Origin of the sequence: Bizionia hallyeonensis (genome assembly GCF_042657385.1) — a bacterium.
In the GTDB taxonomy this organism is placed as follows: Bacteria; Bacteroidota; Bacteroidia; order Flavobacteriales; family Flavobacteriaceae; genus Algorimicrobium; species Algorimicrobium hallyeonense.
This window is the reverse complement of the sequence record NZ_JBHSLA010000002.1, coordinates 415,613-440,001: the sequence shown is the minus strand read 5'-3', so window position 1 is coordinate 440,001 and position 24,389 is coordinate 415,613. Positions and strand designations below refer to the sequence as shown.

The 24,389-nt window shown below is 33.4% G+C and carries 20 protein-coding genes; 3 read left to right on the top strand and 17 right to left on the bottom strand.

Annotation, left to right across the window (positions count from 1 at the left end):
* Positions 1–275: 275 nt before the first annotated feature.
* Together ACFPH8_RS07430 and ACFPH8_RS07425 are read left to right on the top strand one after the other, a co-directional pair.
* A complete protein-coding gene (locus tag ACFPH8_RS07430; protein ID WP_376859780.1) occupies positions 276–1,520 on the top strand; it encodes a GNAT family N-acetyltransferase in 1,245 nt (414 codons plus the stop codon).
* Positions 1,510–2,757 (top strand): GNAT family N-acetyltransferase, encoded by a 1,248-nt coding sequence (locus ACFPH8_RS07425; RefSeq protein WP_376859778.1) that lies wholly within the window; start codon positions 1,510–1,512, stop codon positions 2,755–2,757. The genes ACFPH8_RS07430 and ACFPH8_RS07425 overlap by 11 nt, the downstream gene beginning before the upstream one ends.
* On the opposite strand, the gene ACFPH8_RS07420 is transcribed toward ACFPH8_RS07425, so the two are convergent.
* Genes ACFPH8_RS07420 through ACFPH8_RS07365 form a run of 12 tightly spaced genes read right to left on the bottom strand, consistent with a single transcriptional unit; the run spans position 2,741 to position 17,222 of the window.
* Positions 2,741–3,739 carry a polysaccharide deacetylase family protein gene (locus ACFPH8_RS07420; RefSeq protein WP_376859776.1) on the bottom strand — a complete coding sequence of 333 codons (999 nt, stop codon included), beginning with the start codon at positions 3,737–3,739 and terminating at the stop codon, positions 2,741–2,743. The genes ACFPH8_RS07425 and ACFPH8_RS07420 overlap by 17 nt on opposite strands.
* Positions 3,739–4,329, bottom strand: a complete 591-nt coding sequence (locus tag ACFPH8_RS07415) for a sugar transferase (protein ID WP_376859774.1) — start codon at positions 4,327–4,329, stop codon at positions 3,739–3,741. The genes ACFPH8_RS07420 and ACFPH8_RS07415 overlap by 1 nt, the downstream gene beginning before the upstream one ends.
* Positions 4,323–5,531, bottom strand: coding sequence for a DegT/DnrJ/EryC1/StrS family aminotransferase (locus tag ACFPH8_RS07410; RefSeq protein WP_376859772.1), 1,209 nt, complete (start codon positions 5,529–5,531; stop codon positions 4,323–4,325). Before ACFPH8_RS07410 ends, ACFPH8_RS07415 begins: the two co-directional genes overlap by 7 nt.
* Positions 5,532–5,534: 3 nt before the next feature.
* Entirely contained in the window at positions 5,535–6,626 is a 1,092-nt protein-coding gene (locus ACFPH8_RS07405; RefSeq protein WP_376859770.1) for a glycosyltransferase family 4 protein, read from the bottom strand.
* 37 nt (positions 6,627–6,663) lie between these two features.
* A complete protein-coding gene (asnB, locus tag ACFPH8_RS07400) occupies positions 6,664–8,556 on the bottom strand; it encodes an asparagine synthase (glutamine-hydrolyzing) (protein WP_376859768.1) in 1,893 nt (630 codons plus the stop codon).
* Positions 8,557–8,559: 3 nt separating this feature from the next.
* Positions 8,560–9,717 carry a glycosyltransferase gene (locus tag ACFPH8_RS07395; protein WP_376859766.1) on the bottom strand — a complete coding sequence of 386 codons (1,158 nt, stop codon included), beginning with the start codon at positions 9,715–9,717 and terminating at the stop codon, positions 8,560–8,562.
* On the bottom strand, positions 9,710–10,807 hold the full coding sequence (locus ACFPH8_RS07390; protein ID WP_376859764.1) for a glycosyltransferase: 1,098 nt from the start codon (positions 10,805–10,807) through the stop codon (positions 9,710–9,712). Before ACFPH8_RS07390 ends, ACFPH8_RS07395 begins: the two co-directional genes overlap by 8 nt.
* Positions 10,807–12,657 (bottom strand): asparagine synthase (glutamine-hydrolyzing), encoded by a 1,851-nt coding sequence (gene asnB / locus ACFPH8_RS07385; RefSeq protein ID WP_376859762.1) that lies wholly within the window; start codon positions 12,655–12,657, stop codon positions 10,807–10,809. The genes ACFPH8_RS07390 and asnB (ACFPH8_RS07385) overlap by 1 nt, the downstream gene beginning before the upstream one ends.
* Before the next feature lie 2 nt (positions 12,658–12,659).
* Positions 12,660–13,775, bottom strand: a complete 1,116-nt coding sequence (locus tag ACFPH8_RS07380; RefSeq protein ID WP_376859760.1) for an O-antigen ligase family protein — start codon at positions 13,773–13,775, stop codon at positions 12,660–12,662.
* A 9-nt stretch (positions 13,776–13,784) separates the two neighbouring features.
* Positions 13,785–15,125: a murein biosynthesis integral membrane protein MurJ gene (gene murJ, locus ACFPH8_RS07375; RefSeq protein ID WP_376859758.1), complete on the bottom strand. Its 1,341-nt coding sequence runs from the start codon at positions 15,123–15,125 to the stop codon at positions 13,785–13,787.
* Positions 15,126–15,130: 5 nt separating this feature from the next.
* Positions 15,131–16,087: a glycosyltransferase family 2 protein gene (locus tag ACFPH8_RS07370; RefSeq protein WP_376859756.1), complete on the bottom strand. Its 957-nt coding sequence runs from the start codon at positions 16,085–16,087 to the stop codon at positions 15,131–15,133.
* Between the two features lies 1 nt (position 16,088).
* A complete protein-coding gene (locus ACFPH8_RS07365) occupies positions 16,089–17,222 on the bottom strand; it encodes a glycosyltransferase family 4 protein (RefSeq protein WP_376859754.1) in 1,134 nt (377 codons plus the stop codon).
* Between the two features lie 394 nt (positions 17,223–17,616).
* On the opposite strand from ACFPH8_RS07365, the gene ACFPH8_RS07360 reads away from it, so the two are divergent.
* On the top strand, positions 17,617–21,084 hold the full coding sequence (locus ACFPH8_RS07360; protein WP_376859752.1) for a T9SS type A sorting domain-containing protein: 3,468 nt from the start codon (positions 17,617–17,619) through the stop codon (positions 21,082–21,084).
* A gap of 160 nt (positions 21,085–21,244) precedes the next feature.
* On the opposite strand, the gene ACFPH8_RS07355 is transcribed toward ACFPH8_RS07360, so the two are convergent.
* The 5 genes from ACFPH8_RS07355 to tsaE all read right to left on the bottom strand — a co-directional run bounded on the left by ACFPH8_RS07355 (position 21,245) and on the right by tsaE (position 24,335).
* The gene (locus ACFPH8_RS07355; protein ID WP_248399511.1) at positions 21,245–21,616 is read right to left on the bottom strand and encodes a DUF4258 domain-containing protein; all 372 of its coding nucleotides are present in this window, start codon (positions 21,614–21,616) and stop codon (positions 21,245–21,247) included.
* Between the two features lie 32 nt (positions 21,617–21,648).
* Positions 21,649–22,848, bottom strand: a complete 1,200-nt coding sequence (locus ACFPH8_RS07350; protein ID WP_376859750.1) for an alanine dehydrogenase — start codon at positions 22,846–22,848, stop codon at positions 21,649–21,651.
* A 64-nt stretch (positions 22,849–22,912) separates the two neighbouring features.
* A complete protein-coding gene (locus tag ACFPH8_RS07345; protein ID WP_376859748.1) occupies positions 22,913–23,446 on the bottom strand; it encodes a hypothetical protein in 534 nt (177 codons plus the stop codon).
* 163 nt (positions 23,447–23,609) lie between these two features.
* On the bottom strand, positions 23,610–23,753 hold the full coding sequence (locus ACFPH8_RS07340) for a hypothetical protein (protein ID WP_170244081.1): 144 nt from the start codon (positions 23,751–23,753) through the stop codon (positions 23,610–23,612).
* 177 nt (positions 23,754–23,930) lie between these two features.
* Positions 23,931–24,335: a tRNA (adenosine(37)-N6)-threonylcarbamoyltransferase complex ATPase subunit type 1 TsaE gene (gene tsaE / locus ACFPH8_RS07335; protein ID WP_376859745.1), complete on the bottom strand. Its 405-nt coding sequence runs from the start codon at positions 24,333–24,335 to the stop codon at positions 23,931–23,933.
* Between the last annotated feature and the right edge of the window lie 54 nt (positions 24,336–24,389).

Below are 24,389 nucleotides of genomic sequence, written 5' to 3'. Positions count from 1 at the left end.
TTAATCTTACTTTTTAAACCCTTAGTCGTAATAGCCTTGATATTACTTCCAAAAATGATTGTAAAACCAAGAGTTCATTGTTTGATTTATTTGTGTTACAATAGCTTTATAAGTAAACACTTTTTAACATGGTAAATATTGTAATAAATACCGAAATCAACCCATAAAAAATGCCGTTTATATAGTTTTTTTTCAAATACATCTAAAAAATGGGTTTATACTGATGTTTATTCATTTAAAAAACTAATTTTAAACTTGATAACGAAACTTTTATCATGATTAATAATCCATTTTCATCCCAAACGTTTCAAGATGTTTGGTTGAAACATTTTAATACAAATAATCCCGGAAAAACAACTGAAGTTATAAAACCCATTTCGTTTTATAAACATGCTGTTGTGCCTTGCTATATAAACCTTGGTAATAAACTGACTAATGGTTTAACCTATGATTTAAATTTAAAAGCAACGGACTATAAAAGTCAAGTGTTTTTAGTTCGAGATATTCCTTCCTATCAAGTAATTACAGCGCCAGAAGCATCCGCTGCTTTAAAGTTAAAAAAGGTTTTTCAGTATGAAGGTTATATTACGCGCGTAGGTAATTATGAATCGTTGGATGCCTATTTAAATACCATTTACAAATCTAATACACGTTCCAAGTTACGTAGAAATGTAACGCGTTTGGAAGCTAATTTCACAGTTGATTATATCATGTATCACGGTGAAATTTCCAAAACAGAATTTGACCTGGTTTTTGATAGTTTTTATAAACTTTTTGAAAAACGGTATTCAAATAAAGGTGAACCTTGTGGCGAGTTAGAACCAACTTTATGGGCTTTCTATACCGAGTTGGCATTTAAAATGGTTAACGAAGGAACCGCTTCGCTTTTTGTTATTTATTGTGATGGCAAACCTATTGGTATCACATTTAGTTATCATTTTGATTCTATTTTGGTGGAGGCTTTAACTGTTTTTGATATTGATTTGTATCGTTATAACATTGGTCATACAACCATTATGAAGATGCTAGATTGGAGTTTTAACAATGGCATTGCAATTTTTGATTATACACAAGGTGATTTCGACTATAAGAAACGTTGGAGTGACGATCGTTACCAGACCTATTATCATATTTTGTACGATTCTAATTCGTTAAAAAGCAGATTAACGGCTAGTTTTTTGGAAAAATACTTCAATTTTAAACGCGAATTTAGAGACCGCAAGTATAGTACTAAAGTTCACAACCTGAAGCATCAATTATTGGGCGGTAATAAAAACAAAGCAGTTCTGTTGGAAACTTATAAAATAGAAGTTTTACCTGATGCGTTTACTATGGAACCTCGTATAACACAAATTGATTTAGACGCCGAATTATATGTGTCGCAGCGCAAAGCACTTTACGATTATTTATATATGAACCCAGAACCCGCAAAGGATTTAACGGTTTATCAATATGAAAATGATTCCCTTTTAGTAAAAACCAAAAATGGCTTCTTAAAAATTGTTCGAGATGAAGCATAATCCGTTTACTTCCAATACATATCAGGAAACTTGGTTAAAGCATTTTTCAAAACAGAAAGAAGGCAAACAATTTCAATTTATTAAAAACCTGTCCTTTATAAAGCATAAGTTTCTACCATATTATATAAATGCTGGTAGAAATATGACTAATGGTATGACCTATGAGATTGACGCCTTGGCATCAGATTTTAAAAACAAAGCCGTGGTTATATATGATGTTCCAGATTATTGTAATTGGACTGATCCTGTTAAAATTCCCAATCTTAAAATTAAGAAAGTCCGCCAGTATAAAGGGTTCCTAGCAGATTTATCGAAAGTTACGTCGTTTGAAGCGTATTTGCAAAACACCTTAAATGCCAAATCCAGAAATAAGTTTAGGAGCACCTTAAAAAAGTTTGAGAGCTGCTTTGATGTATCCTACAATTATTATTATGGAGATATAGCTCCAGACGCTTATAAAACCTTGATGGCCAATTTTAAGAACTTGGTTGAAACACGCTATGGCGATTTAAAAATTGATACCAGTTTAATTAGTGAATGGCCATTTTATGAAGAATTAGTGTATAAAATGCTTCATGAAAAAAAGGCAATGATTATCAGTATTGATGTTGCGGGCAAACCTATTTCTATGTCGCTTGCATTTTTAGGGGAAAACTCGCTTGTTGGCGCGGTGAAGGCATTTAATACTAATTATTACAAGTTTAACGTTGGTCATATCGAGATTAGCAAGTTTATTGATTGGTGCATTAAAAACGACAAAGAGATTCTAGATTTTTCGAAAGGAGAATATGAATACAAAACAAAATGGACTAACACTAACTACTTGTATAATTGCCATATACTGTACGATACATCAAGTATTGCTTCAAGTATAACCGGCTATTTATTAGTCAAGTATTTTGGATTAAAGCAATACCTACGTGACAAAAATTTTAATTTATTTGTTGCAAAAACGCGTTTTGCACTTAAGAATTTTGGTGCTTCAAAGGAACAGAAATTGCCATTTAAAATTCATCCAATTAAGGGAGATATAAATTTCAAGGCCTATCAATTAGTTGATTTAAATGAAGAAGGTGAACGCTTTCCGTTTTTAATCAGACTTGTGTTTGATGGATTATATCAAAAACCAGAATGTTTTTCAGGTTTAAAAATATATAGATCTGTTAGCATAATAGATGGGAAGCCGAATTATCTAGTATCCGGAACGAAAAGTAAATATCTTATTGAGATTCTTTAGAAAGATATAATTCTGCTAATTGCGACATGGAAACACTCTGAAAATCATGACTTTTCTGTAAAGCACTAAAAAGTTTAAAGATGTCTTCCAGATTTTTGAAATTGGCATCTATATTCTTGCCAAAATTATGAGGATGCCACCAAAGATGGTAGATTTCATTATTTTCTGCTGCCTTTTTTAAACCTTTTTTTATTCTATAAATACGTAACGGTTCTAGCAATTTGAAACTGTTACTATATGGTCTGAAAAATTTACTTGATGGAATGTTAATTATGCCATGACAGTTTTTTAGCTCATTAATAGAGTAGGTGTTGTAGCCAGAAATATTGCAGTAAGCATCAGTGAGCCTGAAGGCCTTATGGGTTGTATTATCTAGTTTTTTGGTATCATGGGTGTCAAACATCCAATGTTTTTCAATACCACGATAACAAATAATGCCATGTTTAGCACATATTTTTAAATAGGCTTCATTTATCTGATTCCTTGGAAATACAATACTTTTTATGCTAATATTTTTGTGTTTTGCAATTTTTACTGCAGCAATAATATCAGCTTCAAATTGTTCAGGTGTTTGTCCTTCTTCATTGGCATAATAATGACTAAAGGTATGACTAGCAATTTCATGATTACCATTATTTCTTATAAATTCAATTAATGATTCAGCATAATGAAATGGATCATTTGTTTCATTTTCACCAATGTTTTCTATTAAATTATAAGGATTAAATCGGGAATTTAAATAGGATGGTTTTTCGGATGGTAAGGCGCTTAATAATTCCTGTTTATTTTTAGCAAATAAGAAACCAACAGTCGCAAAAGTTAAAGTAATATTATATTGATCAGCTAAAGCAACAAGGCGTGGAATTACGTCCCTAACATTTTTTAGGTTAGTTTGATAATCTGATGTTGTCTTCACGTCAAATAAGCCCCAAAAGAGCTCAAAATCCAAAGAAATTAATAAATAGCCGTTCTGTGTTTTCATTAACCCAAAATAGTTTGAATGGTTTTAATAATAATCTTAAAATCTACCAATAGGCTTGCGCTATTAATATATTTCTTATTCAGTGCTATTTTTTGAGGTAAAATGGTATTTATATAAAAACTTTCCATGTTTTTAGCAGTTTTTAATAATTCTGCTTCATCACGAAAAATAATAGAGGCATAGTCTGTAATTCCTGGTTTTACAGATAATATTTCCATATCATCAACCGAATAATAATTAACATAATGTCTTACTTCGGGTCTGGGTCCAACAAAACTCATGCTTCCTAAAAATACATTGATTAATTGGGGGAGTTCATCGAGCTTATATTTTCTTAAAAAAAAACCGGTTTTTGTAACTCTTGGATCTCTATCTCCAACGGTTAGCAAGCCTTTTTTGTCCGAACCGATAAACATGGTTCTAAATTTAAAAATTTTAAAATCTGAATTCCCTTTTCCTACTCGTACTTGTTTGTAAAAAACGGGTCCTTTAGACTCTAACTTTAAAATTAGTGCTATTACCAAAAGTAAAGGTAACAATAAAATCATACCTAATAAAGAAAAAACGATATCAAAAAGGCGCTTTAACATAGACAAGATTCTACGGCATTTTCAACCGTGTTTACAATGTATTTGAGCTCTTCTTCAGTAAGTTGTGGATAAATTGGCAATGAGATTTCCGATTTAAAGTTGGTGTATGCCACTGGGTAATCTGCAATGTTATACCCCATATTTTTAAACAAAGTTAACAATGGTAATGGCTGAAAATGCACGTTAACAGCAACACCTTCTTTTGAAATGGCTTCAATAATAGCATCACGTTGCTCTTCTGTGGCGTCCTTTATTCTTAAAGCGTACAGATGACAAGATGAAAGTTTGTCTTCATTTTTATAAGGCGGAATGATAGCCCAAGGCTTGGTTTTAAAATACGCTTGGTAATATGCATATATCGTTTCGCGCTTTTCTAAAATATGCGAAAAATATTCAGGAAGCTGGGCAACACCAATGGCAGCAAGTACATCAGGCATATTTATCTTCATGCCTGGATAAATAATATCGTATTTCCAACCACCTGCTTTAGATTTTGTAAAAGCATCTTTAGTCTGTCCGTTTAAAGAAAAACATCTTAAATAATTATATTCCTCTTGATTGCTAAACGGTTCAGGAAGGTTTAAGCAAACGGCCCCACCTTCGGCTGTAGTAATGTTTTTTACGGCATGAAATGAAAATACGGTTATATCTGATGTTAATCCAACAAACCTATTTTTATATTTAGCGCCAATAGCATGAGCAGCATCGGCAATAGTTACAATTCTATTTAATTGATGTTGCTTTTCTGAATTTGGTTTAAAAATAGGTTTCTTATTTTCAACAAGCCTCTGAATTTCATCATAATCACAAGGCCATCCAGCAATATCAACTGGCATTATTGCTTTTGTTTTTTCGGTTATTGCTTTTTCAATAGCAGAGATGGAAATATTAAAGTCTTCTTTGGTGTCTACCATTACAGGTGTAGCGCCCACGTGAATTACAGCTAAAGCAGTGGCAGCGTATGTGTAAGCTGGGATAATAACTTCGTCACCAGGACCAATGTCATACCATTTTAAAGCTAACATTAATCCAGAAGTTGCCGAGTTAACACACAAAGTATTTGGAACGCCAATATGCTCACAAACAAGATCTTCTAGCTTTTTAACTTTAGGTCCCGTGGTAATCCAGCCAGATTCTAATGCGTCTGTAACTTCGTTAATTACGGCTGGGTTAATGTAAGGTGGTGAAAATGGAATTTTCATAATTTAATGTTGATTAATAGCGTCTTCAAATATAGTTATATATTGTTTAGATACGTTTTCAAGACTAAACGTTTCAACTCTTTTTAATGCGCTTTCAGCTAATTTATTGGCTAAATTTTTATTTGTTCCTAATTTTATGATGGCATCAACTAGCGCTTCAGTATTTTTTGAAGGCACTAAAATTGCTTCTTGATTGTTTTTGGCAAATTCGCGAACTCCAGTTACATCTGTTGAAATAATAGGTAGTCCCACAGCAGCAGCTTCTAGAAGCACTCTAGCAAAACCTTCACGAAACGTTGGTAGTATCATAGCGTCTGCGCTTAATAGTAATTCACTTACGTCTTTTCGTTCGCCTAAAAATTCCACATAAGATTCATATTGTTTTAATATTTCGGAATTTAGTCGCTTGGAATGCTCTTCTAACGGTCCCACAATTATAAACTTAAAGCCATAGCCTCTTTCGTGGCATATTTTAGCAGCTTCTAATAAAAACGTGATGCCTTTTTCATAAACTAAACGCGCCACAAATATAAATGTGAAAGTCTTGTTGTTGCGCTCTGCTAAAGAGTTGTATTGTTTTAGTTCTATGCCACTGCTGTATATTAACCCGAAATTATGTGGATTAATAAGATGGTGTTTTAGAAATAAATTTTTGTCATCATCATTTTGAAAAATTGTTTTATATACACGGTTTTTAACTTTTCTATGCAATGTTTTGTAAACGAATTGTAAAATTAAATTCCGAAAGGATTTAGACATAAAAATAGTACCTAAACCGGTAATTGTTCGGGTGATGGGTGTCTTCGTCTTAAGTAATGCTAGTGGTACTAAAAATGCTGGTTTCGTGTCAAACGTATGAATAAGATCAAATCTGTTATCGGTAAAAAATGACCGATACCATTTTATAGTTTTATTATCTGATGTTATGGATAAGCTTCTATTTAATGGGTAATCAAAATAGGTTATGTTTTCAGGGAACTCCACGTTGCTTGTCCCAATAATAGTCACCTCAAAACCGGCAGCAATTAAATACTGAGAAAGATTGATGCGTTTATGCACATCTTCACCACCAACTAAACATATTTTTTTTGACATTTATTTTTAAACTATAAGTAGCTAATTGTTTCTTGATTTATAATTGTGGGCTGTAAAGTGAAAAATACCACTTTTGAAATGTGTAAAATGTCCAAACTTTATAGCTATTGTCTTCCTTACCTGAAATATGATTCATGACTAATTGTTTGATGTATTTACTATTAAACAACCCTTGTTTATCTATTAGTTTAGAGTTTATATAATGTTCTAATTCGGTTTTTAAGCCAGAACGAAGCCAATCTCCAACAGGAACGGCAAATCCTTTTTTAGATTTATCTAGAAATCCATCAGGAAATTCATGCTTAAAAGCTTCTTTTAAAATATGCTTTTTGTTCCAGCCTTTAAGTAAGTAGTTTTCTGGTAAACTATTGGAAAAATTCCAAAGAGCTTTGTTTAAAAATGGCGCACGACATTCCAAGGAATTCATCATGCTGGTTCTATCAACTTTAACGAGCATGTCGCCTTCAAGGCTTATTAAACGGTCAACCTCTCGATAATCATGAAGCGATTTAGGTTTGCTAATATGTCCTTTATAGTATGCAAACGGATTTGCTAACGTATGTTCAGGGTTTAGTAATTGTTGGGTGTCATTTTCAAAACCTAATGAAATAATATTCCAATAGTTTTCACCTGTATAATCAATAGCTTGGACCAGTTTTTTTAGTTTAAAACGTTTTCCGCGATTATCATCTTTAGTAGAAAGTAAACTGGTTAGCAATGGCTTTGTACTATTATGAAGAAACTCGGGAACCATTTTGGTATAACGGTTGTTTAAATTTCCCATGTAATATTTATTGTAACCACCAAAAACCTCATCGCCACCATCTCCGGTTAAAGCAACTTTTACATAATTGCTTGTTTTTTTGGATACCAAATAGGTTGGTAGTGCCGATGAATCTGCAAAGGGTTCATCAAAATTCAATAAAATAGCATCAATATGTGCTTTAATATCGCTTTCAGAAATTATAAATTCGTGATGATTACTGTTGATTTGCTTGGCTACCAGTTTAGATTTATCGGTTTCATCAAATGAAGCTTTATCAAAACCAATAGAAAAGGTGTCTATTTTGTTATTAGATAATTGTGATAAGCCCAAACTAACAATGGAAGAATCTACACCACCAGATAAAAATGTTCCAATTGGAACGTCGCTAACCGTGCGACTTTCAATACTTGTCATCATGAGGTCGTGCAATTTAAATTTAGCTTCATTAAAAGACAAGTTGCTTCTATCTGTCTCAATTTTATGGATTTCGGAAATCGAATGTGTATGATTTACCAGGTCATAAGTAATATAATGATTGGCTTCTAGTTTCAGAATACCATTATAAATAGAAAAAGGTGCAGGAATGTAAGTGAGCTTAAAAAATAAATTTAATCCTGTTTTTGAAATTTCCGGCTTATTGGGAAGCACCTTGATAATGGATTTAAGTTCAGATGCATAATAAAAACCATTTTCAGTTTGTGCGTAATACAAAGGTTTTTCGCCAAAGAAATCACGCGCAATAATGAGTTTGTTTTGATTTTTGTCATGAATGCTAAAAGCATACATACCATCTAGTTTTTCAAAAGATTTTTCGCCTTCCGTTTCATACAGTTTTAGAATAACTTCTGTATCGCTTTGTGTTTTAAAAGTCAAGCCTTTTGTTTCTAAATCTGCACGTAGCTTTCGGTAATTATATATTTCACCATTAAAAACAATAGTTATGCTATCATCTTCATTTGAAATAGGTTGCTTACCTGTATTTAAATCTATAATTGAAAGTCTGCGCATTGCCATTGCTACAGAAAATGCATTGCTGCTATCATGATAAAAACCGGAATCATCAGGACCGCGATGTATGATAGCATCATTCATTTTTTTAAGCGTGCTTAGGGCATCTTCAGAAGCTGTAAATTCAGGTTTTATATATCCGTTTATTCCACACATAAATTAAATACTATCAATTAAGTTTTTAACATGAACTCCAATATTCTTGATGTCGTACGTTTTAGCGCGCTCGAAACTTAAATCGCTATACTGTTTGCGTGCTTCTGGATTTTTCTGTAAATATTTAATGGCTTGTGAAAGCCCTACAGAATCATCAACATTTACTAATATGCCATATTTAGCCTTAACGAAAGACCCTTTTAAAATAGAAACATCTTCATTGTCGTTTAGTAACTCTAGAGGTCCAGACATACAATTGGTGCAAATTACGGGTAAACCAACAGACATGGCTTCCAAAACCACGTTAGGGAACCCTTCCGTTAGGGAGCATAGTACAAAACAATGCCCATTTATGATGTATGACTTAACATCATCCACATTACCATTAAAATTTACACGTCCAGCAAGATTCAATTTAATAGATAATTCATCTAATTGTTGGTGTAAGTAGCCATCCCCATAAATTTCCATATAAAAATTGCTGGATAACATACTTATGGCTTCAATAATGCTTTTTTGGTTTTTCACAGGAATCATACGTCCAACGGTGACTACTTTAAAAATGTCTTCAAAATCAGTGTATGTGGCTAATTCAGGCTTAACTCTTTTGGTTAGAATAGGATTATATATAACAGACCTGTCTATTTTTAGTCTATAATTTGTTTTTAAATCCGCATTGATATAAATGGAATTTGAAAATAGTTTGTCGTTTTTGTTGTAAAAATAAGGGATTAGTAGTTTGGTTAAAAAAGAAGTAAGCTTATCATCTTTGTACATGATGGATGGGAAACAACGCTCGCTAATTATAGTTTTTAATTTAGGGTTAAACATTTTAGCAATGCTGGTCATAATATTTTGACGAACTAAAAAGGAAACAACCACATCAATTTTTTCTTTTTTTAAAACTTTCTGATAGGTAAATATGAATTTGATGTTGTCTTTAATTCTACCAAACACGGAGGTTTTAAAAGTTTCATTAGGTTTAGATAATACCACCACTTTCGTATCCTCTGGTATAGGCAGTTTAATTTCGTTATATAACAAAATTAACGTGACATCGTAGTATTTAGGAAGTTCAGATAATAATAAGCTAACAACTTTCTCGGCTCCACCATAACCTATGGCAGAAATAAACAATGCTATTTTTCTTTTTTCAGACATGCTGATTCTTAGGAGATAATTTTATAAACAAGTTGGTATAATCATTAATAATTTTATTGCTACTAAATTTATTTTTTACCACATTACTTACAGTTTCCGGGTTAAAAGGGAATGTGTTATGAATCTGATTTAAATAGTTTACATAATCTTCCTCGGTATCAGCTACGTAACCATTTTTACCAGCCTCTATAATTTCATCCAATCCACCAGGAGCATTAAAAGCTAGAATAGGAGTGCCTACTACACAGCTCTCTATAAGAACATTAGGGAAACCCTCTACAAAGGATCCTTGCAGGAACACATCGCTTTCAGCTAAATAGGTTTCTACATTTTTTGTGAAGCTAATATACGTTATGTTTTTTGCTAGTCCCTTACTATCAAGCATTTCAAAAATACTATCTTTTTCATTACCAGCACCAATAATAGTATAATGAAATGGAAAACTTAATTGTGAAAGCACATGAATAAGCCGCTCATGTCCTTTCTCCTTGCTTAAACGACCAATGGTAATAAAGGAAATTGGTTTGGATGCATCTCGAGCTGTAGCTTTAAGTTTAAATTCTTTAGTTATAGGATTATTAATTAATACGGTTTTTGATTTTGGTACTTTATAATTGGCAATCATATCCTTTTGCATGTCTTTAGACTGACAAATAATACAATCCACTAACTTATAGGCAAATACAATCATAGCCTTAGGGAAGGCAGAATTGGTGTACGGATTATGTTTATTTAAAACGGTTAATACATTCGCCTCTCGAGAAACAAATTTAGTCTTTCTAAAATAAGGAGACATAAAAGCGATCATGGTATTCAAATGCACAATGGAACTAACTACAATATCTGGTTTGTGTTTTCTGAAGTATTGAAACAAACTACCAAAAGCTTTTAAAACACGCGGTTTGTTTAAGTAAACGATGTTTAAATTTTCTAGTTCGTACACGGTGTCTTTTTCATAGCCTGTAATAAGTAAGGTGACTTTAAATTGGTTTTCGTCCAAGTTTTGAGCCACGTACGATAGGATACGTTCGGCACCACCAGCAGCTAATGATGGTAGTACAAATACAATATTGGTTTTAGAGTTTTTCATTATTTAATAGTGTATCCTCTTCCGTTCGTTTTAAGCCATTGTTTTAAAACGAGTAATTTCCAAATTAAAGGATAGCGATTCCAGCTACCATTCATGTGTTGTTGAATCATTTTATAGACCTCATCAGCATCAATATTCGGGATTTCTCGTAAACTGGCCATATCCAGTTCTGAAAGCACATAATCTTTTAATTCATGTTTAAACCATTCTGCAAATGGCATAGTAAAACCAGCTTTTGGTCGGTCAAATATTTTTTCCGGAACATATTGATAGAGTACATCCTTTAAAATACGCTTTTGAATTTTCCCATTGTATTTAAAATCTGTTGGTAATGACTGCGCAAATTCCACAATACTATGATCCATAAGTGGTGCACGTGCTTCAAGAGAATATGCCATGGTGGCGCGATCTACTTTGGTATTAATATCCCAATTAAGGTAGGTTTTAATATCAAAATCGGTTAGTCGTTCATATAAATTTTTGGTGTTGTGATATAGATATTTTTTTTCGGGAACATCGGTATAATCAAAATCGGATTTCAACCAAGACATATTAACACCGGTAACCGATGCAATATAAAGCGAATTGATATCCTCATATTGCAATCCCTTACCAATCATTTTTAATTTATAATAAGGTGCTAAACTAGCTGTTTTTGCAGCCGTATGCCTTAAAAAACTTGGTAGATTGTATAAGTGATTTACCTGTTTCATCCATTTGTAGCGTTCATAGCCTATGAAACTTTCGTCTCCACCATCACCAGATAATGCAACGGTAACTTTTTTACGAGTATGCTTCGCTAAAAGCATGGATGGAATGGCTGAAGAATCAGCAAATGGTTCATCATAAAAATGCGTAAAATTATCAATGAGATCTAATCCTTCATTATAATTACATTCTATAATATGATGATCTGTTTGTAAGTGATCTGCTACCTGTTGGGCATACACACTTTCGTCAAAACCTTTTTCGTTAAATTTCACTGAAAAGGTTTTTACTTTACTATCGGTTGTTTTTGTAGCCAAAGCAGCAACGACCGATGAATCAACGCCACCGGAAAGGAAAACACCTACAGGAACATCGGCAAATAAACGTGTGGAAACGGCACTACTTATAAAACCATCTAATTCGGCAATAGCATCTTTGTAAGAACCTTGAAATGGGTTTTTAACGTTTGTATCAATATCCCAATATTTTCGTTCTTTAAAGTCGTACGCTGTTAAATTTAAAGAAAAACAATGTCCAGCTTGTAGTTTTTTAATCTCATTAAAAATGGAATGTGGATCCGGAATGGCTCCCCAAGCTAAATAGTAACTGATAGCTTTATTAGAAATTGTTAAATTGGTATGATGCATTTGAATAGATGAAATCTGACTTGCAAATTCAAATTGTTTCTCATTCAAATAATAGTAAAATGGTTTTTTACCCAAACGATCCCGGGCGCCAAAAAGTTTTTGTTTCGTCTCATCATAGATAACAAAAGCAAACATGCCACCTAAATAATTGACGCAATCTTCACCATATTCTAAATATGCTGCACAAATAACTTCCGTATCACTAGTTGTATTGAATTTATAGCCTTTTGCTTCTAACTGTTTTTTTAGCACTTTAAAATTGTAAACCTCGCCATTAAACACAATATGGATGCTGTTGTTATAGGTAAAGGGTTGGTTGGAACGCTCGTCAACATCTATAATAGCCAAGCGGTTATGACCAAATATTATTGGTTTGGATTCGTCTCCAAAAAATTTAAAATCTAATTTATCGGGACCTCTAAATTTTGCGCGTTCCAACTTGTCTTGAACTTGTTTTTTAGAGTATTCTATAGTTGATCCGTAAATTCCACACATAATTAATTAGCTTTAATTTCAGCCCCTAAAGGCAATTGTTGATTTACTCTATGATATAGCCAAATGGAAACAAAAAGCACATCGTATTTCTCAAAAAAGTTATGAGCTACCATTAAATATCCAATGATTGCAACGGCCAAATAGGTGTATTCCTGATGTACGCGAAAAAACCGGAAGCTACGGATGGCTATTGCCAAGTAAATAATAATAATAAGTAAGAATGCTAAAATACCGGCTTCACCTAATACCATGAGGAACGTATTGTGAACACCATATTCCACTGAAACTAAACTGGATTCGCCTCTCATGGATTTATATCCCGCACCTGTAACGATATTGTTGGTTATTAGATCCGAGAAAAAGGACCAAGTTTCATTTCTGGAACCTTCGGTTATAGTTTGTGTTTCTACGTTTTCGCTATCTCCAAATAAACTGTGTAAAGCCGAAAATCGCGCTTTATTTAGTTGAAGGGCAGAAGAAGCGGCAAAAATTATAACCAAAGCCACGGCACCAACTATGAAGGTTTGGATGTTTTTTTTATTGGCAAAAACGGATATCACATTTATAATAACTAAAAACATAATAAAGGATCTTGACAGCGTGAAAATTCCACATAGTATTAGCACAAATTGTACTATTAATTTAAGTTTATAATTGGGAATGATATACGTTAAGGCAAAAGCAAACAAACAGATGAAGCCAGCTTTATTAGGGTTAAGGTAAAAACCTCCATATCTACCAAAAACATCAGGAAATACTAAAGCATTTACCGCAATACTTAATGCGCCAATTACAAGAAACATAAGTAATTCTTTATCTGTTGTGTCTTTAGTAATTTCATTCACGCACACAATAAAAATAAAATAACGAATAGCTTCTTTAATAAACAATTCGGTAACACCTGTGTATTGGAGTCCTGAAAATGTAAAAAAACAAATCCCTAAAACAATAAAGGGCCAGAGAGGTTTCGATTTTTTTGCAAAAAAGAAATATATAATTACAGAAACCGTTAATAACAAATTGGTAATAGAACCCATGCCAGCACCAAGATACTCCAAACTAAATGTAGGGACATTTAGGAGGATTAGAATTAGCGCTACGTATTTTAATAGTTTCATGAATTTGCTTTACTGTATAAAGATTTCCTTTTGCTTGTTTGTATAATTATAGAAAACAAATATTTTTAAAATTTGAATGATGGTCGTACAAAGTGCAATGCCAATTAAACCAATCCAATTCATTAAAATAAAATCTAATATAATATTTAATAGCATGCTTCCTAACGAGACATAAGCCATAAATGCATTTTTATTTATGCTAGTAAGAAATTTCACAAATAAATTACCACAGATTATAAATGGAACTCCTATTAAATATATAATTTGAATTTCAGAAACAATAGTAGTGTCATCAGCGGTGAAATTATCTCTTTCAAATAGGAGCGCTATAATTTCTGTTGAAAATATGCTAGCAACAACCATGACACTCATAATAACTATAAAAATCCATTTATTTAGCAGATAAAGTGTTTTAAAAGATTTTTCAGGATCGTCAATTGTCAATTTTGAAAAGTAGGGAAGTAGTACATTCCCTAAAGCAATGATAAATATGGTTGTAAAAAACGCAGGTATTTTCATTCCGTAACTCAAAGCGGTTATTGAGCCTACAACCAGTTGCGCAGCAAAATATAAATCCGTAACAGGAATTAACCCTGTTAAAAATCCTGATGAAACTTTTGCCGGCACTTGTTTAAACATTAAGATAGCATTGGAGCTTTTAAAATCTGGTAGGGCAAATTTTAATATCTGCTTTTGCAATGCAATAAGTGTCAGAAATATTAATTGCAACACGCTCCCAATTAACATGCCAATTGCTAGAACGCCAGCTCCTAATTCTTCACGATAAAAAACAACGCAAACAATCATAGCAAGAGATGTTATAATTGGGTAGAGAGATGAATATGTAAATTCACCATATATATTGAGTAATCCACTAAGTAAAGAAGTTAGTCCCCAAATAAGAATACAGGGTAATAAATAATGGAATTGTAGAATAATTAATTCATAATAACTAGACGTATGTCCAGCGAAAAAGAGTTCTAAAAGAACATCAGTAAATAAATAGGCAATTCCCATAAATACTAATGAAGTCAGTATGGTTACCATAAAGCTCGTAGACTGAAACGCGCCAATATTTTTATTGTTTTTTTCTTCTGCTATATAATTAGGGATGAAGACCGAGTTGAAAGCACTTAAGAACACCTCATTAATAAATCCAGGAAGTAATAAGGCTATTAAAAAGGTGTCTAGTAATTCCGACAGTCCAAATTCACCGGCTATTATAACTTCCTTGTAAAAACCAAAAAACTTAACCAATACCGTAATGGCTCCCACAATAATAATATTGATAGCAGTCGGGTTGTTTTTTACCTTATAAAACAAGGTTTTGATTAGGTTTGTTATTTTCACAAAAACTAGGTGTTTTTTAATAGTTTTTTAAGTGGCCATCCTAAAACAAATAGGATTTTCAAAAGTTTTGAGTTTATAGCATTTGTATAAGATTTCAAACTGAAGTCTAAAAAAATGGCAGCTCTTAAAAGTGTCAAAATTCGTTTTATAAATAGCATGGGATATTTCATGAAATAATCTGAATAAAACCAGTTTAAAATACATAAGGAATAGATAGCCATACCAAACGCATCGTTTTTATGATTCTGAATAGAAATGGCATTTTCCGTATCTAGATAGTAAATACGTAAAATATGATTCACGTATTTGGTTTTAAATCCTTGATTAGCAATTAATTCCCAAATAATGCCTTCTGGAATATAACCTTTGGCGAAAATAGCTTCATTAATATGAATACCTTTTAAAACATCTGTTTTTGTAAAACCCCATTTTTCAGTGGCTTCTAAATGTTCGCGTTGAGACATAAACGTATTACTATAATAGGGTTGCTTTTCAAAAGCTTTACCAACTAAATTTCCGTTTTGATCTTCGCATAAACAGGTAACACCACTTATTCTCGGTTTTAAATCGTCTGGAATTTCTTCGTATTCTTTATTTAGTAATTGTAAAGCTTCTGGAACACAAGCATCATCAGAATCGAATGGTAATATAAATTCACCTTGCGCTAATTGGATGGCCTGAAAAAAGCAGGCCATTTTATGTTTGTTTTTAACGTTATTAACATAATTAATTGGAAATGTTGCTGTCTGGATAAGAGTTTCAATAGTCTCATGCGAGTTATCAGTAGAGCCATCATTAATTATTACCAGTTCAAAATCTTTGAATGTTTGATTTTCTAATGATTCAAATACACGTTGTAACGTATTTGCTCGGTTATAAACAGGTGTAAATATGGTAAAGCGATAGGCGTAATTGCCTTTAGGTTGTTCGGAGTAGGATGGCAGTAGTGTTTGTAAATTCATATTAACCTTGTAATGCTTCCGTTATTAAATGTTTCCATTGTTCCGAAATATGTTTTGTTTCAAATTTTGTAGTGCTTGCTTTAGCAGAAGCTCCAAATCGTTCTCCTAATTCAGGTTGCGCTATTAATATCTCTAATTTGCGTTTTAACATGTTTTTATCGCCTACAGGAATCAAAAATCCATTTTCGCCGTCATCAATAACTTCGTTAGGTCCTGAAGGACAATTAGTGGAAATGCAAGGTAAGCCAAAAGCCATAGCTTCTATTAATGCGTTTGGAAAACCTTCAAAATTAGATGTGAAAGCAAAAATTCGTGCTTTATTGTAATAGTCATGGACATTATCTACGCTACCGACTAATTTTACAGAATTCTCCAAGTTTAAGTCATTAATGAGAGCTTGCAATTCAGAACGTAACTCACCTTCACCTACAATTTGAATTTTCCAATTATCTATTTCCATTTCTGAAAATGCTTCAATAAGTAAGCGTTGATTTTTAACAGGATCGAGTCTGCCAACGCTTAAAATTATGTTTTCTTTTTGTTTGGATTCATCCCTGAATGCTATTAAGCTGTCTGCCAACGGGTTTTTGATAATGGCCAATTTTTCTGGATTTAAAAATTTGGAGAAGTAGGATTTAATCCCAGCCGTTTGAACTATCAGTTTTGTGCAATAAGGATATGTTTTTTTTCTAATTTTTATCCAAAAATTAGATAATGGGTCATAATCCGGATGCGTGCGTTCACTAATTAAACATGGGATTCGTGCAAATTTGCTAGCAATTATGGTGTAAATATTTGTTGTGGTCATAAAACCTATAGCCACTGAAATCTGTTCCTTTTTTAAAATGCGATATAAACTACCAATCATATAAACGTTGTTGGTAAGCGAATCGATAAAGCGCATATTTTTATTGTAGGATTCTTTGCAAAAAATGTGCTTAATACGACTATCCAACTCATAAAACGGTATGCCATTATACAAAGTGATTATTGTTACTTGATAATCCGCAACAAAGGAATTTGCAAGTGTGCTTAAAACACGTTCGGCACCACCTGAAGTTAAACTCGTTATTACAAAGGCTATTTTCGGTTTGTTTGTAACCGAAAATTGACCTTCAGAATGAAGATTGGACATATATATTTATTAATAGCGCAATAAAAGTATATATTTTTTTAGTCTTTATCTTCCTGTAGGACATTAATTAGATTAACGACCGATTTTAGATATGAATAACAATATTTGAGGTATTGCCCAATTATTTCAGTTTGTTGATAACATGTTGATATCTAGTAACAAAGAAAAACATCCAAATCTCTTTAACAAACGTATATTTGTCGTCATTCCATTTCTTGCCAGAACAATCTACCCGAAATTTTATCGACAAAAAGTACAAAAAATACTACAAAATGCATTTTGAGTAGTGTAATTCTGACAAAAATATTGTATTTCATCGAATATTTAGGAAGAAATTGTTTTGGTTATAAGTTGAATACATAGTTTTACGCAGATTAATAGCAAATCGCCTCAAATGAAGAAAAAGATTAGAGGGAAATTTCTTTTAAAAGGAATCTCCATAAGCATGTTACTTTTATTTTTTACCCCAAATAAAATAACTGGTCAGTCTTATCCTGACCAAGTTCAATTACCAAATGTTAATTACGAAACTTATCAGCAACCCGGAACATCACTTCCTGGTTATTTAGAAACGTTTACGGAATCACTTTCCGGGAGTTCGGTAACAAGAATCACGGATAGAAATGTATTTAATGTTTCAGGACAACGATTAAGGCATAATTACAGTCGTGATCAAACTTGGAACAGCGATGAAACATTAATAAAAATGGCGGGTTATCCAGCAGCAATATTAGATGCTGAAACTTATGAGTTTTTGTATTGGAGTGATATTCCTAGTTATGGACGATGGAGTCACACACAACCAAATATTATGTACGGAACAGATGGTAATACATTTGTTTCTCATGATGTGAATAGCAACCAAAGAACTGTTTTACATCGTTTTTCAAATTATGCCTCGGTCGATTTTGGTTTTGGAGAAGGCAATCAAGATAAATTTGACAGATATGTTGGTCTTATTGGTAAGAATGGTAATAATAGTACCCTTATAGTATATGATATTCAGAATAACGTGGTTACTGGTACAAAAGATATTGGTACAAATGGAAATGAATTAGATTGGTTTTCCGTATCCCAATTAGGCGGCTTTGCTGTTGCCCAATATAAGGACAACGGAACAGGTTCTACCGCTGGAATTAAATCTTATAATATTAATATGACTAATGAACAGCATATTTATCACAATACGGAACATGGAGATTTAGGTGTAGATGCATATGGAAATGAAGTTATTGTTGAATATGGTGGTGAAAGTGAATGGAATGCTAATTATAGTCTATATATGGCACGATTAGATGGTCAAGGTGTTACTAAGCTTTTTCCGTATATTAATGGAAAAGGTATTTGGGGTGGTCATATTTCTACTCAAAACGTAGATAGACCAGGTTGGGCTTATATTAGTGAACAATGTTGCCCAACTAATCCGGTGGCACCTGCGGAAATTTTCGCTATTAAGTTAGATGGTTCTGGAACCATTGAACGTTATGGAAAACACAATGCTGCACCTTCATCGTATTTACACGAAACACAAGTAGTGCCAAATAGAAATGGGACTAAAATGATTTTTGCCAGTAATTGGAATGATTCAGCCGTTATGAGCCAAAGTGGTTCCCCATCTTTTGTTTTGGAGTATCCACAAGTATCACAAGGGATGACTGTAAATGCCGGAAATGATGTTTCTGTTTGTGAAGGTCAATCTACAAATTTAACGGCTTATGGAACGGGCGGAACTAATTTTACTTGGAGTACAGGTGAAACAACTCAAAACATAGAAGTAACCCCAAGCCAAACAACAACCTATACGGTAACATTAACAGATAATTCTGGGAATAGCGTTACAGATGAGGTCGTGGTAACGGTAAATTCAATTCCGGTTGCAAACGCTGGAGAGGATGTTACTATTAATGAAGGCGAATCTGTAACCTTAACGGCTACAGGTGGCGACACATTTTTGTGGAATACCACTGAAACGTCTGCAAGTATTACAGTTAGTCCAACTGTAACAACAACCTATACAGTACAGGTAATAAGGCAGGGATGTTCATCAGAAGATACGGTTGTCGTATCAGTGACACCAACTCCCATAACAGCCGATGCTGGTGACGATACAACTATTTGCGAAGGCGCAAGTGTCACTTTAACGGCATCGGGAGGATCAGATTATGAGTGGAGTACAGGTGAAACTTCACAAAGCATAACGGTTAATCCAACAACAACTACAAACTATACAGTAACGGTTTCAAACGGTCAGACATCCGCGTCTGATTCAGTTTTGGTAACCGTAAATCCTTTACCAACAGCAAATGCTGGTTCAGATATAACAATTACGGAAGGCGAAAGTACCATACTAACAGCAACAGGAGGAACATCTTATTTATGGAATACCGGCGAAACCACATCTAGTATATCGGTGAGTCCTTTGCAAACAACAACATATTCAGTTCAGGTTACTGAAAATAATTGTTCTAGTGAAGCAATTGTAACAGTTGTCGTTGAAGGTTCAAGTCCAACTGTTACAGCGGATGCAGGTGAAGATGTTACAATTTGTGAAAACGCTTCAACCACATTAACCGCTTCTGGTGGATCTTCCTATGAATGGAGTACCGGAGAAACAACTCAAAGCATTGAGGTTAACCCGACAACAACCACAACCTATACGGTTTTAGTATCTGATGGTAACACCTCAGATTCAGACTCTGTAGTTGTAACCGTAAACGCATTACCTAGCGCAAGTGCAGGGTATGACGTAACTATTACAGAAGGCCAAAGCATCACACTTAATGCTTCGGGAGGAACTTCTTATTTATGGAATACAGGGGATACATCTCAAAACTTGACTGTTTGGCCTACGGAAACGACAACTTATTCCGTAACAGTAACCGAGAACAATTGTTCCAATCAAGATAGCGTAACCGTATTTGTAACTCCGGAAGAACCTGTCGTGGAGGCAAATGCTGGCGATGATGTTACCATTTGTGAAAATGCGTCAACCACATTAACCGCATCAGGTGGTTCAATATACGAATGGAGCACAGGTGAAACCACACAAAGTATTACCGTTAACCCATTAACTACTACAACATACACAGTACATGTGTCCGAAGGAAATGTTACGGATTCAGATACAGTGGTGGTTACAGTTAGCCCATTACCAAATGTTGTAACTAGTGATGATCCAACTATTGAGTTTGGACAATATACTACCTTATCCGCTTCTGGTGGAACCGACTATTTGTGGAGCACAGGAGAAACCACGCCACAAATTTCTGTTAGTCCAACCTATACATCAATTTACACTGTAACGGTTTCAAACAATGGCTGCGCTAGAACTGAAAATGTTCAAGTAAATGTAGTTGATTTAGTGAATGCCGATGCTGGAGACGATGTTGAAATTTGTGCTGATGGCGACCAAAACACAAGCGCAACATTACGCGCAACTGGTGGCTTGTATTATGAATGGAGTACTGGGGAAACAACGCAAAGTATTACTGTTAGCCCAGAAGAAACAACGGAATATGAAGTAATGGTTTCCAACGGGTTTAACTATGAAACAGATCGCGTAAATGTTATTGTAAATCAATGTTTATCTGCAGGAGAACCTGAAATAGTAAATACTGAAATGTTGGTGTTTCCAAACCCCGCAACTAGTGAAATAAATGTGAAAGTTTCAGGATTTGACAATGATACTAAAATTTATATTTATGATATGTTAGGTCGTTTAATACAAACCAATTCCATTGGAACCACGTCACATGGCGCAATTACCAAGAAAATTAATGTTTCTAATTTACCTAGAGGAATGGTATTGGTAACCTTAAACCAAAATGGAGTAGTTCATACTAAAAAAATTGTACTGAATTAAACAGTCCATTTAGGCTACATAAAGTGGCTGTCTGAAAAGTGAGTATGCTTTGTCAAACGAAGCGGAGTAGAAGTTTTAGTGTTTTAAATAACCGGACTATTTCTACTACGCATAAGGTGACATTTAGAACTGCAAATTACTTTTTAGATAGCCATTTTTTTTATTTCCATAACACTTCGATAATGGTAGCAATGCTATCGCAGTTTTCAATTTTCAAATCTAAATTAGCGTCTTTTGTTCGGCTTTCTAAAAAGTAAATACCACAGGGCTCTCTTCTTGTGTCGCTTTTAGAAAACTGGACGTCGCCAAATTTAATTACGGATCTTATAGTTGTACTATCAATAGATCTCGCTTGTAGTTCTTTTTCCGCTTCCGGACTTATGTGTAATGTTTTGGAGTTAATATTCTTTAAAACGCGTGCTTCCGGACCGTAATCACAGGACGCTTTTTTACCATTTAAAAAAAAGGCTAGTAACACTAAACCAATTGAGAATCCACCTAGGTAATACCCAATACGTTGAATTAATTTCACAGTTAATATTTTGAATTTTAAAATAAAATCGACTAAAATATCAATAAATTAATATCGCTAAATTTTAAGTCGAACCATTCGCCAACAGATTTGTTGGTTAAAATGCCGTGGTAAAAATACAACCCATTTTTTAAACCCTTATCAAAACGTAAAGAATTTTCTAAACCGCCATCTTCGGCAATTTTTAACAGGTAAGGTGTACAGATATTACTAATAGAAATAGAAGCTGAGCGTGAGTAGCGTGCTGGAATATTAGGTACACAATAATGGGTAACGCCATGTTTAATAAATGTAGGTTGTTTATGAGATGTGACTTCGCTGGTTTCAAAACAACCTCCCATGTCAATACTAACGTCTATAACCACCGAGCCATTTTTCATATTGGCCACCATGGAGTCGCTAACAAGAATAGGCGCTCTATTTTTACCACGAACGGCTCCAATAACCACATCGCAACGTTTTAATGCTTTCGATAGGTTTTTTGGTTGTAATGTTGAGGTGAAAATTGTACGACCTAAATTAGTCTGAATACAGCGTAATTTGGTTATGGAATTGTCAAAAACTTTTACATTGGCACCAAGTCCAATGGCGCTTCTTGCAGCAAATTCACCAACGGTTCCTGCACCTAAAATTACGACTTCAATAGGAGGAACACCGCTTATGTTACCAAATAATAAACCGTTACCATTATTTACATTGCTTAAAAGCTCTGATGCTATTAATACAGAAGCTGTTCCGGCAATTTCACTTAAACTTCGCACGGCAGGGTAGGCGCCGTCTTCATCGCGAATAAACTCGAAAGCCAAAGCAGTTATGCGTTTACTGGCAAGCGTTTCAAAATATTTTTTGTGTTGGGTTTTGAGTTGTAATGCAGATATAAGAATGGTTTGTGGATTAATCAGTTTTATTTGATCTAGAGTAGGAGGTTCTACCTTTAAAATCATGGGACATGCATAAACTTTGGCAGTATCTTTCGTGATTTCTGCACCAGCTTCGCTGTAATCCTTGTCACTAAAATTAGCGCCCTTTCCTGCGCCAGCTTCCATAAGTATCCGATGGCCATTACTGGTTAAAGCGGAAACAGCGTCAGGTGTTAAACAAACCCGTTTTTCTTGAAATGCAGTTTCTTTTGGAATACCAATAAATAATTCACCTTTTTTCTTGTAAACCTCTAGGGTTTCTTCCTGTGGGAGTAATTGTTGTTTTGTAAAAGGGGATAAGGCTTTGGACATAATTTGACAGCATATTATTGATACCTCAAATTACGAATTAATTTTTGAAAGAATGATGTGTTTTTTAAAAATACTGCTTAATCTTACCCCAAAGTGATGTTGGTTTCAGCATAAATTCATCTTCCAACTCCTGAAATGATTTGTCCGCTGTATTTAATCTATCAAACATTTTAGCACGAATAAGGTATATGGATGGCACTACAATAGCCATAACTGGTACTAAATAAATTAGTTGAAGCTCATCTATATAGGATAAATCTTCATTGAATAAGCCAAAAATTTGATAGATATACATGGCAATTGGAACCAATAATGTGTGGTACCACCAATGACGGCAAGTTAAAAACCATATCAATAAAAAAATAAGTGGAATTAATTTCCCAGTTAATAGCCACATAACAATATTAGCGTTGCCATAACCAGCGCTTTCATAGGTAAACATAAATGTTGACCAAACTTTTCCATCTGGAATACTTTCATATAAATAAAACAAATATGGAGACGTTGCTATAAAGGTGGCTATAATACTACCTAATATAATAGTACTCTTGTCAGTTACTTTTATTTTTGATTTAAGATTTTTAAATTTTGGTTGCATATTTCTCAAAAAAGTCGATTAATTTAGCTTCTGAAAACTGCTATCAGAAATAAACAAAAAAGTGTTCCAAGTTTTTTTACTTGAAACACTTTCGTATAATAAAAATGAATAGTAAGAAGTTCCAATTAAAGTTGCAACAATACTTCTCACTATAGTAAAAAGATTATCCGTGTTTTGGAATTGTAATATCTTTTTTCTTAACTTTTGTTGTTTGTTGGTCATTTAAATCAATTATGTGGGCTGCTTGAGCTGTAAATAACATTCCACCAAAAATTGCAATTGCTAATAAATACTTTTTTGTTCTCATAATATTAAGGGATTTAATTAATTAATAATCCAAATGTATATGAGTAGTATGATTCAAAATAGCTCGAAATGTTAAAATTATGTTAAAATTAACGTTTTTTCAAATTTCGATTACGGTTTTCCCGTAAAATGCCTCAGTTTGAGAATTATGTCATTTTGTCAGTCTCTTAATATTACCTTATTTAAGCGTTAATTGTCTTTTTTCAGTTCCAAGATGCTCTATTGAAATGATATGAAAATCATCTGATAGAAGCTCTTTTATAATCTCTGGCCATTCTATAAATAACCAATTATTACTTTCCAAATAATCTTCGATTCCAAAATCATAAGCCTCTTCCATGGAATTTAATCGGTATAAATCAAAATGATAGATATCCGAATTAGAAGTGTGATAGGTGTTCACTAAAGAAAACGTCGGGCTGCTTACATCATCTGAACTTCCTAGTTTTTTTACTAAAGCTTTAATTAAAGTTGTTTTTCCTGTACCCATGGCACCATCAAATAAAATAACTTTGTGTTTTAGAGCTTTTATAATAGCTTGAGCCACACTATCTAGACTTTCTAAATTATAATCTACAATCAAAGTATTATATATTAAAGCACAATTATAAGAATTAAAAATCACAAAAACTAATAA

Coding starts and splice junctions, on each gene's coding strand:
- ACFPH8_RS07410 (WP_376859772.1), bottom strand. CDS start 5,531: ATGAAAATTCCATTTTCACCACCTTACATTAACCCAGCCGTAATTAAC.
- ACFPH8_RS07415 (WP_376859774.1), bottom strand. CDS start 4,329: ATGTTAAAGCGCCTTTTTGATATCGTTTTTTCTTTATTAGGTATGATT.
- asnB (WP_376859762.1), bottom strand. CDS start 12,657: ATGTGTGGAATTTACGGATCAACTATAGAATACTCTAAAAAACAAGTT.
- ACFPH8_RS07390 (WP_376859764.1), bottom strand. CDS start 10,807: ATGAAAAACTCTAAAACCAATATTGTATTTGTACTACCATCATTAGCT.
- ACFPH8_RS07395 (WP_376859766.1), bottom strand. CDS start 9,717: ATGTCTGAAAAAAGAAAAATAGCATTGTTTATTTCTGCCATAGGTTAT.
- ACFPH8_RS07430 (WP_376859780.1), top strand. CDS start 276: ATGATTAATAATCCATTTTCATCCCAAACGTTTCAAGATGTTTGGTTG.
- ACFPH8_RS07350 (WP_376859750.1), bottom strand. CDS start 22,848: ATGTCCAAAGCCTTATCCCCTTTTACAAAACAACAATTACTCCCACAG.
- ACFPH8_RS07365 (WP_376859754.1), bottom strand. CDS start 17,222: ATGTCCAATCTTCATTCTGAAGGTCAATTTTCGGTTACAAACAAACCG.
- ACFPH8_RS07340 (WP_170244081.1), bottom strand. CDS start 23,753: ATGAGAACAAAAAAGTATTTATTAGCAATTGCAATTTTTGGTGGAATG.
- ACFPH8_RS07425 (WP_376859778.1), top strand. CDS start 1,510: ATGAAGCATAATCCGTTTACTTCCAATACATATCAGGAAACTTGGTTA.
- ACFPH8_RS07420 (WP_376859776.1), bottom strand. CDS start 3,739: ATGAAAACACAGAACGGCTATTTATTAATTTCTTTGGATTTTGAGCTC.
- ACFPH8_RS07345 (WP_376859748.1), bottom strand. CDS start 23,446: ATGCAACCAAAATTTAAAAATCTTAAATCAAAAATAAAAGTAACTGAC.
- ACFPH8_RS07370 (WP_376859756.1), bottom strand. CDS start 16,087: ATGAATTTACAAACACTACTGCCATCCTACTCCGAACAACCTAAAGGC.
- asnB (WP_376859768.1), bottom strand. CDS start 8,556: ATGTGTGGAATAAACGGATATATAAAACCTGAATTTACAGCTTCTGAA.
- ACFPH8_RS07360 (WP_376859752.1), top strand. CDS start 17,617: ATGAAGAAAAAGATTAGAGGGAAATTTCTTTTAAAAGGAATCTCCATA.
- ACFPH8_RS07380 (WP_376859760.1), bottom strand. CDS start 13,775: ATGAAACTATTAAAATACGTAGCGCTAATTCTAATCCTCCTAAATGTC.
- ACFPH8_RS07405 (WP_376859770.1), bottom strand. CDS start 6,626: ATGTCAAAAAAAATATGTTTAGTTGGTGGTGAAGATGTGCATAAACGC.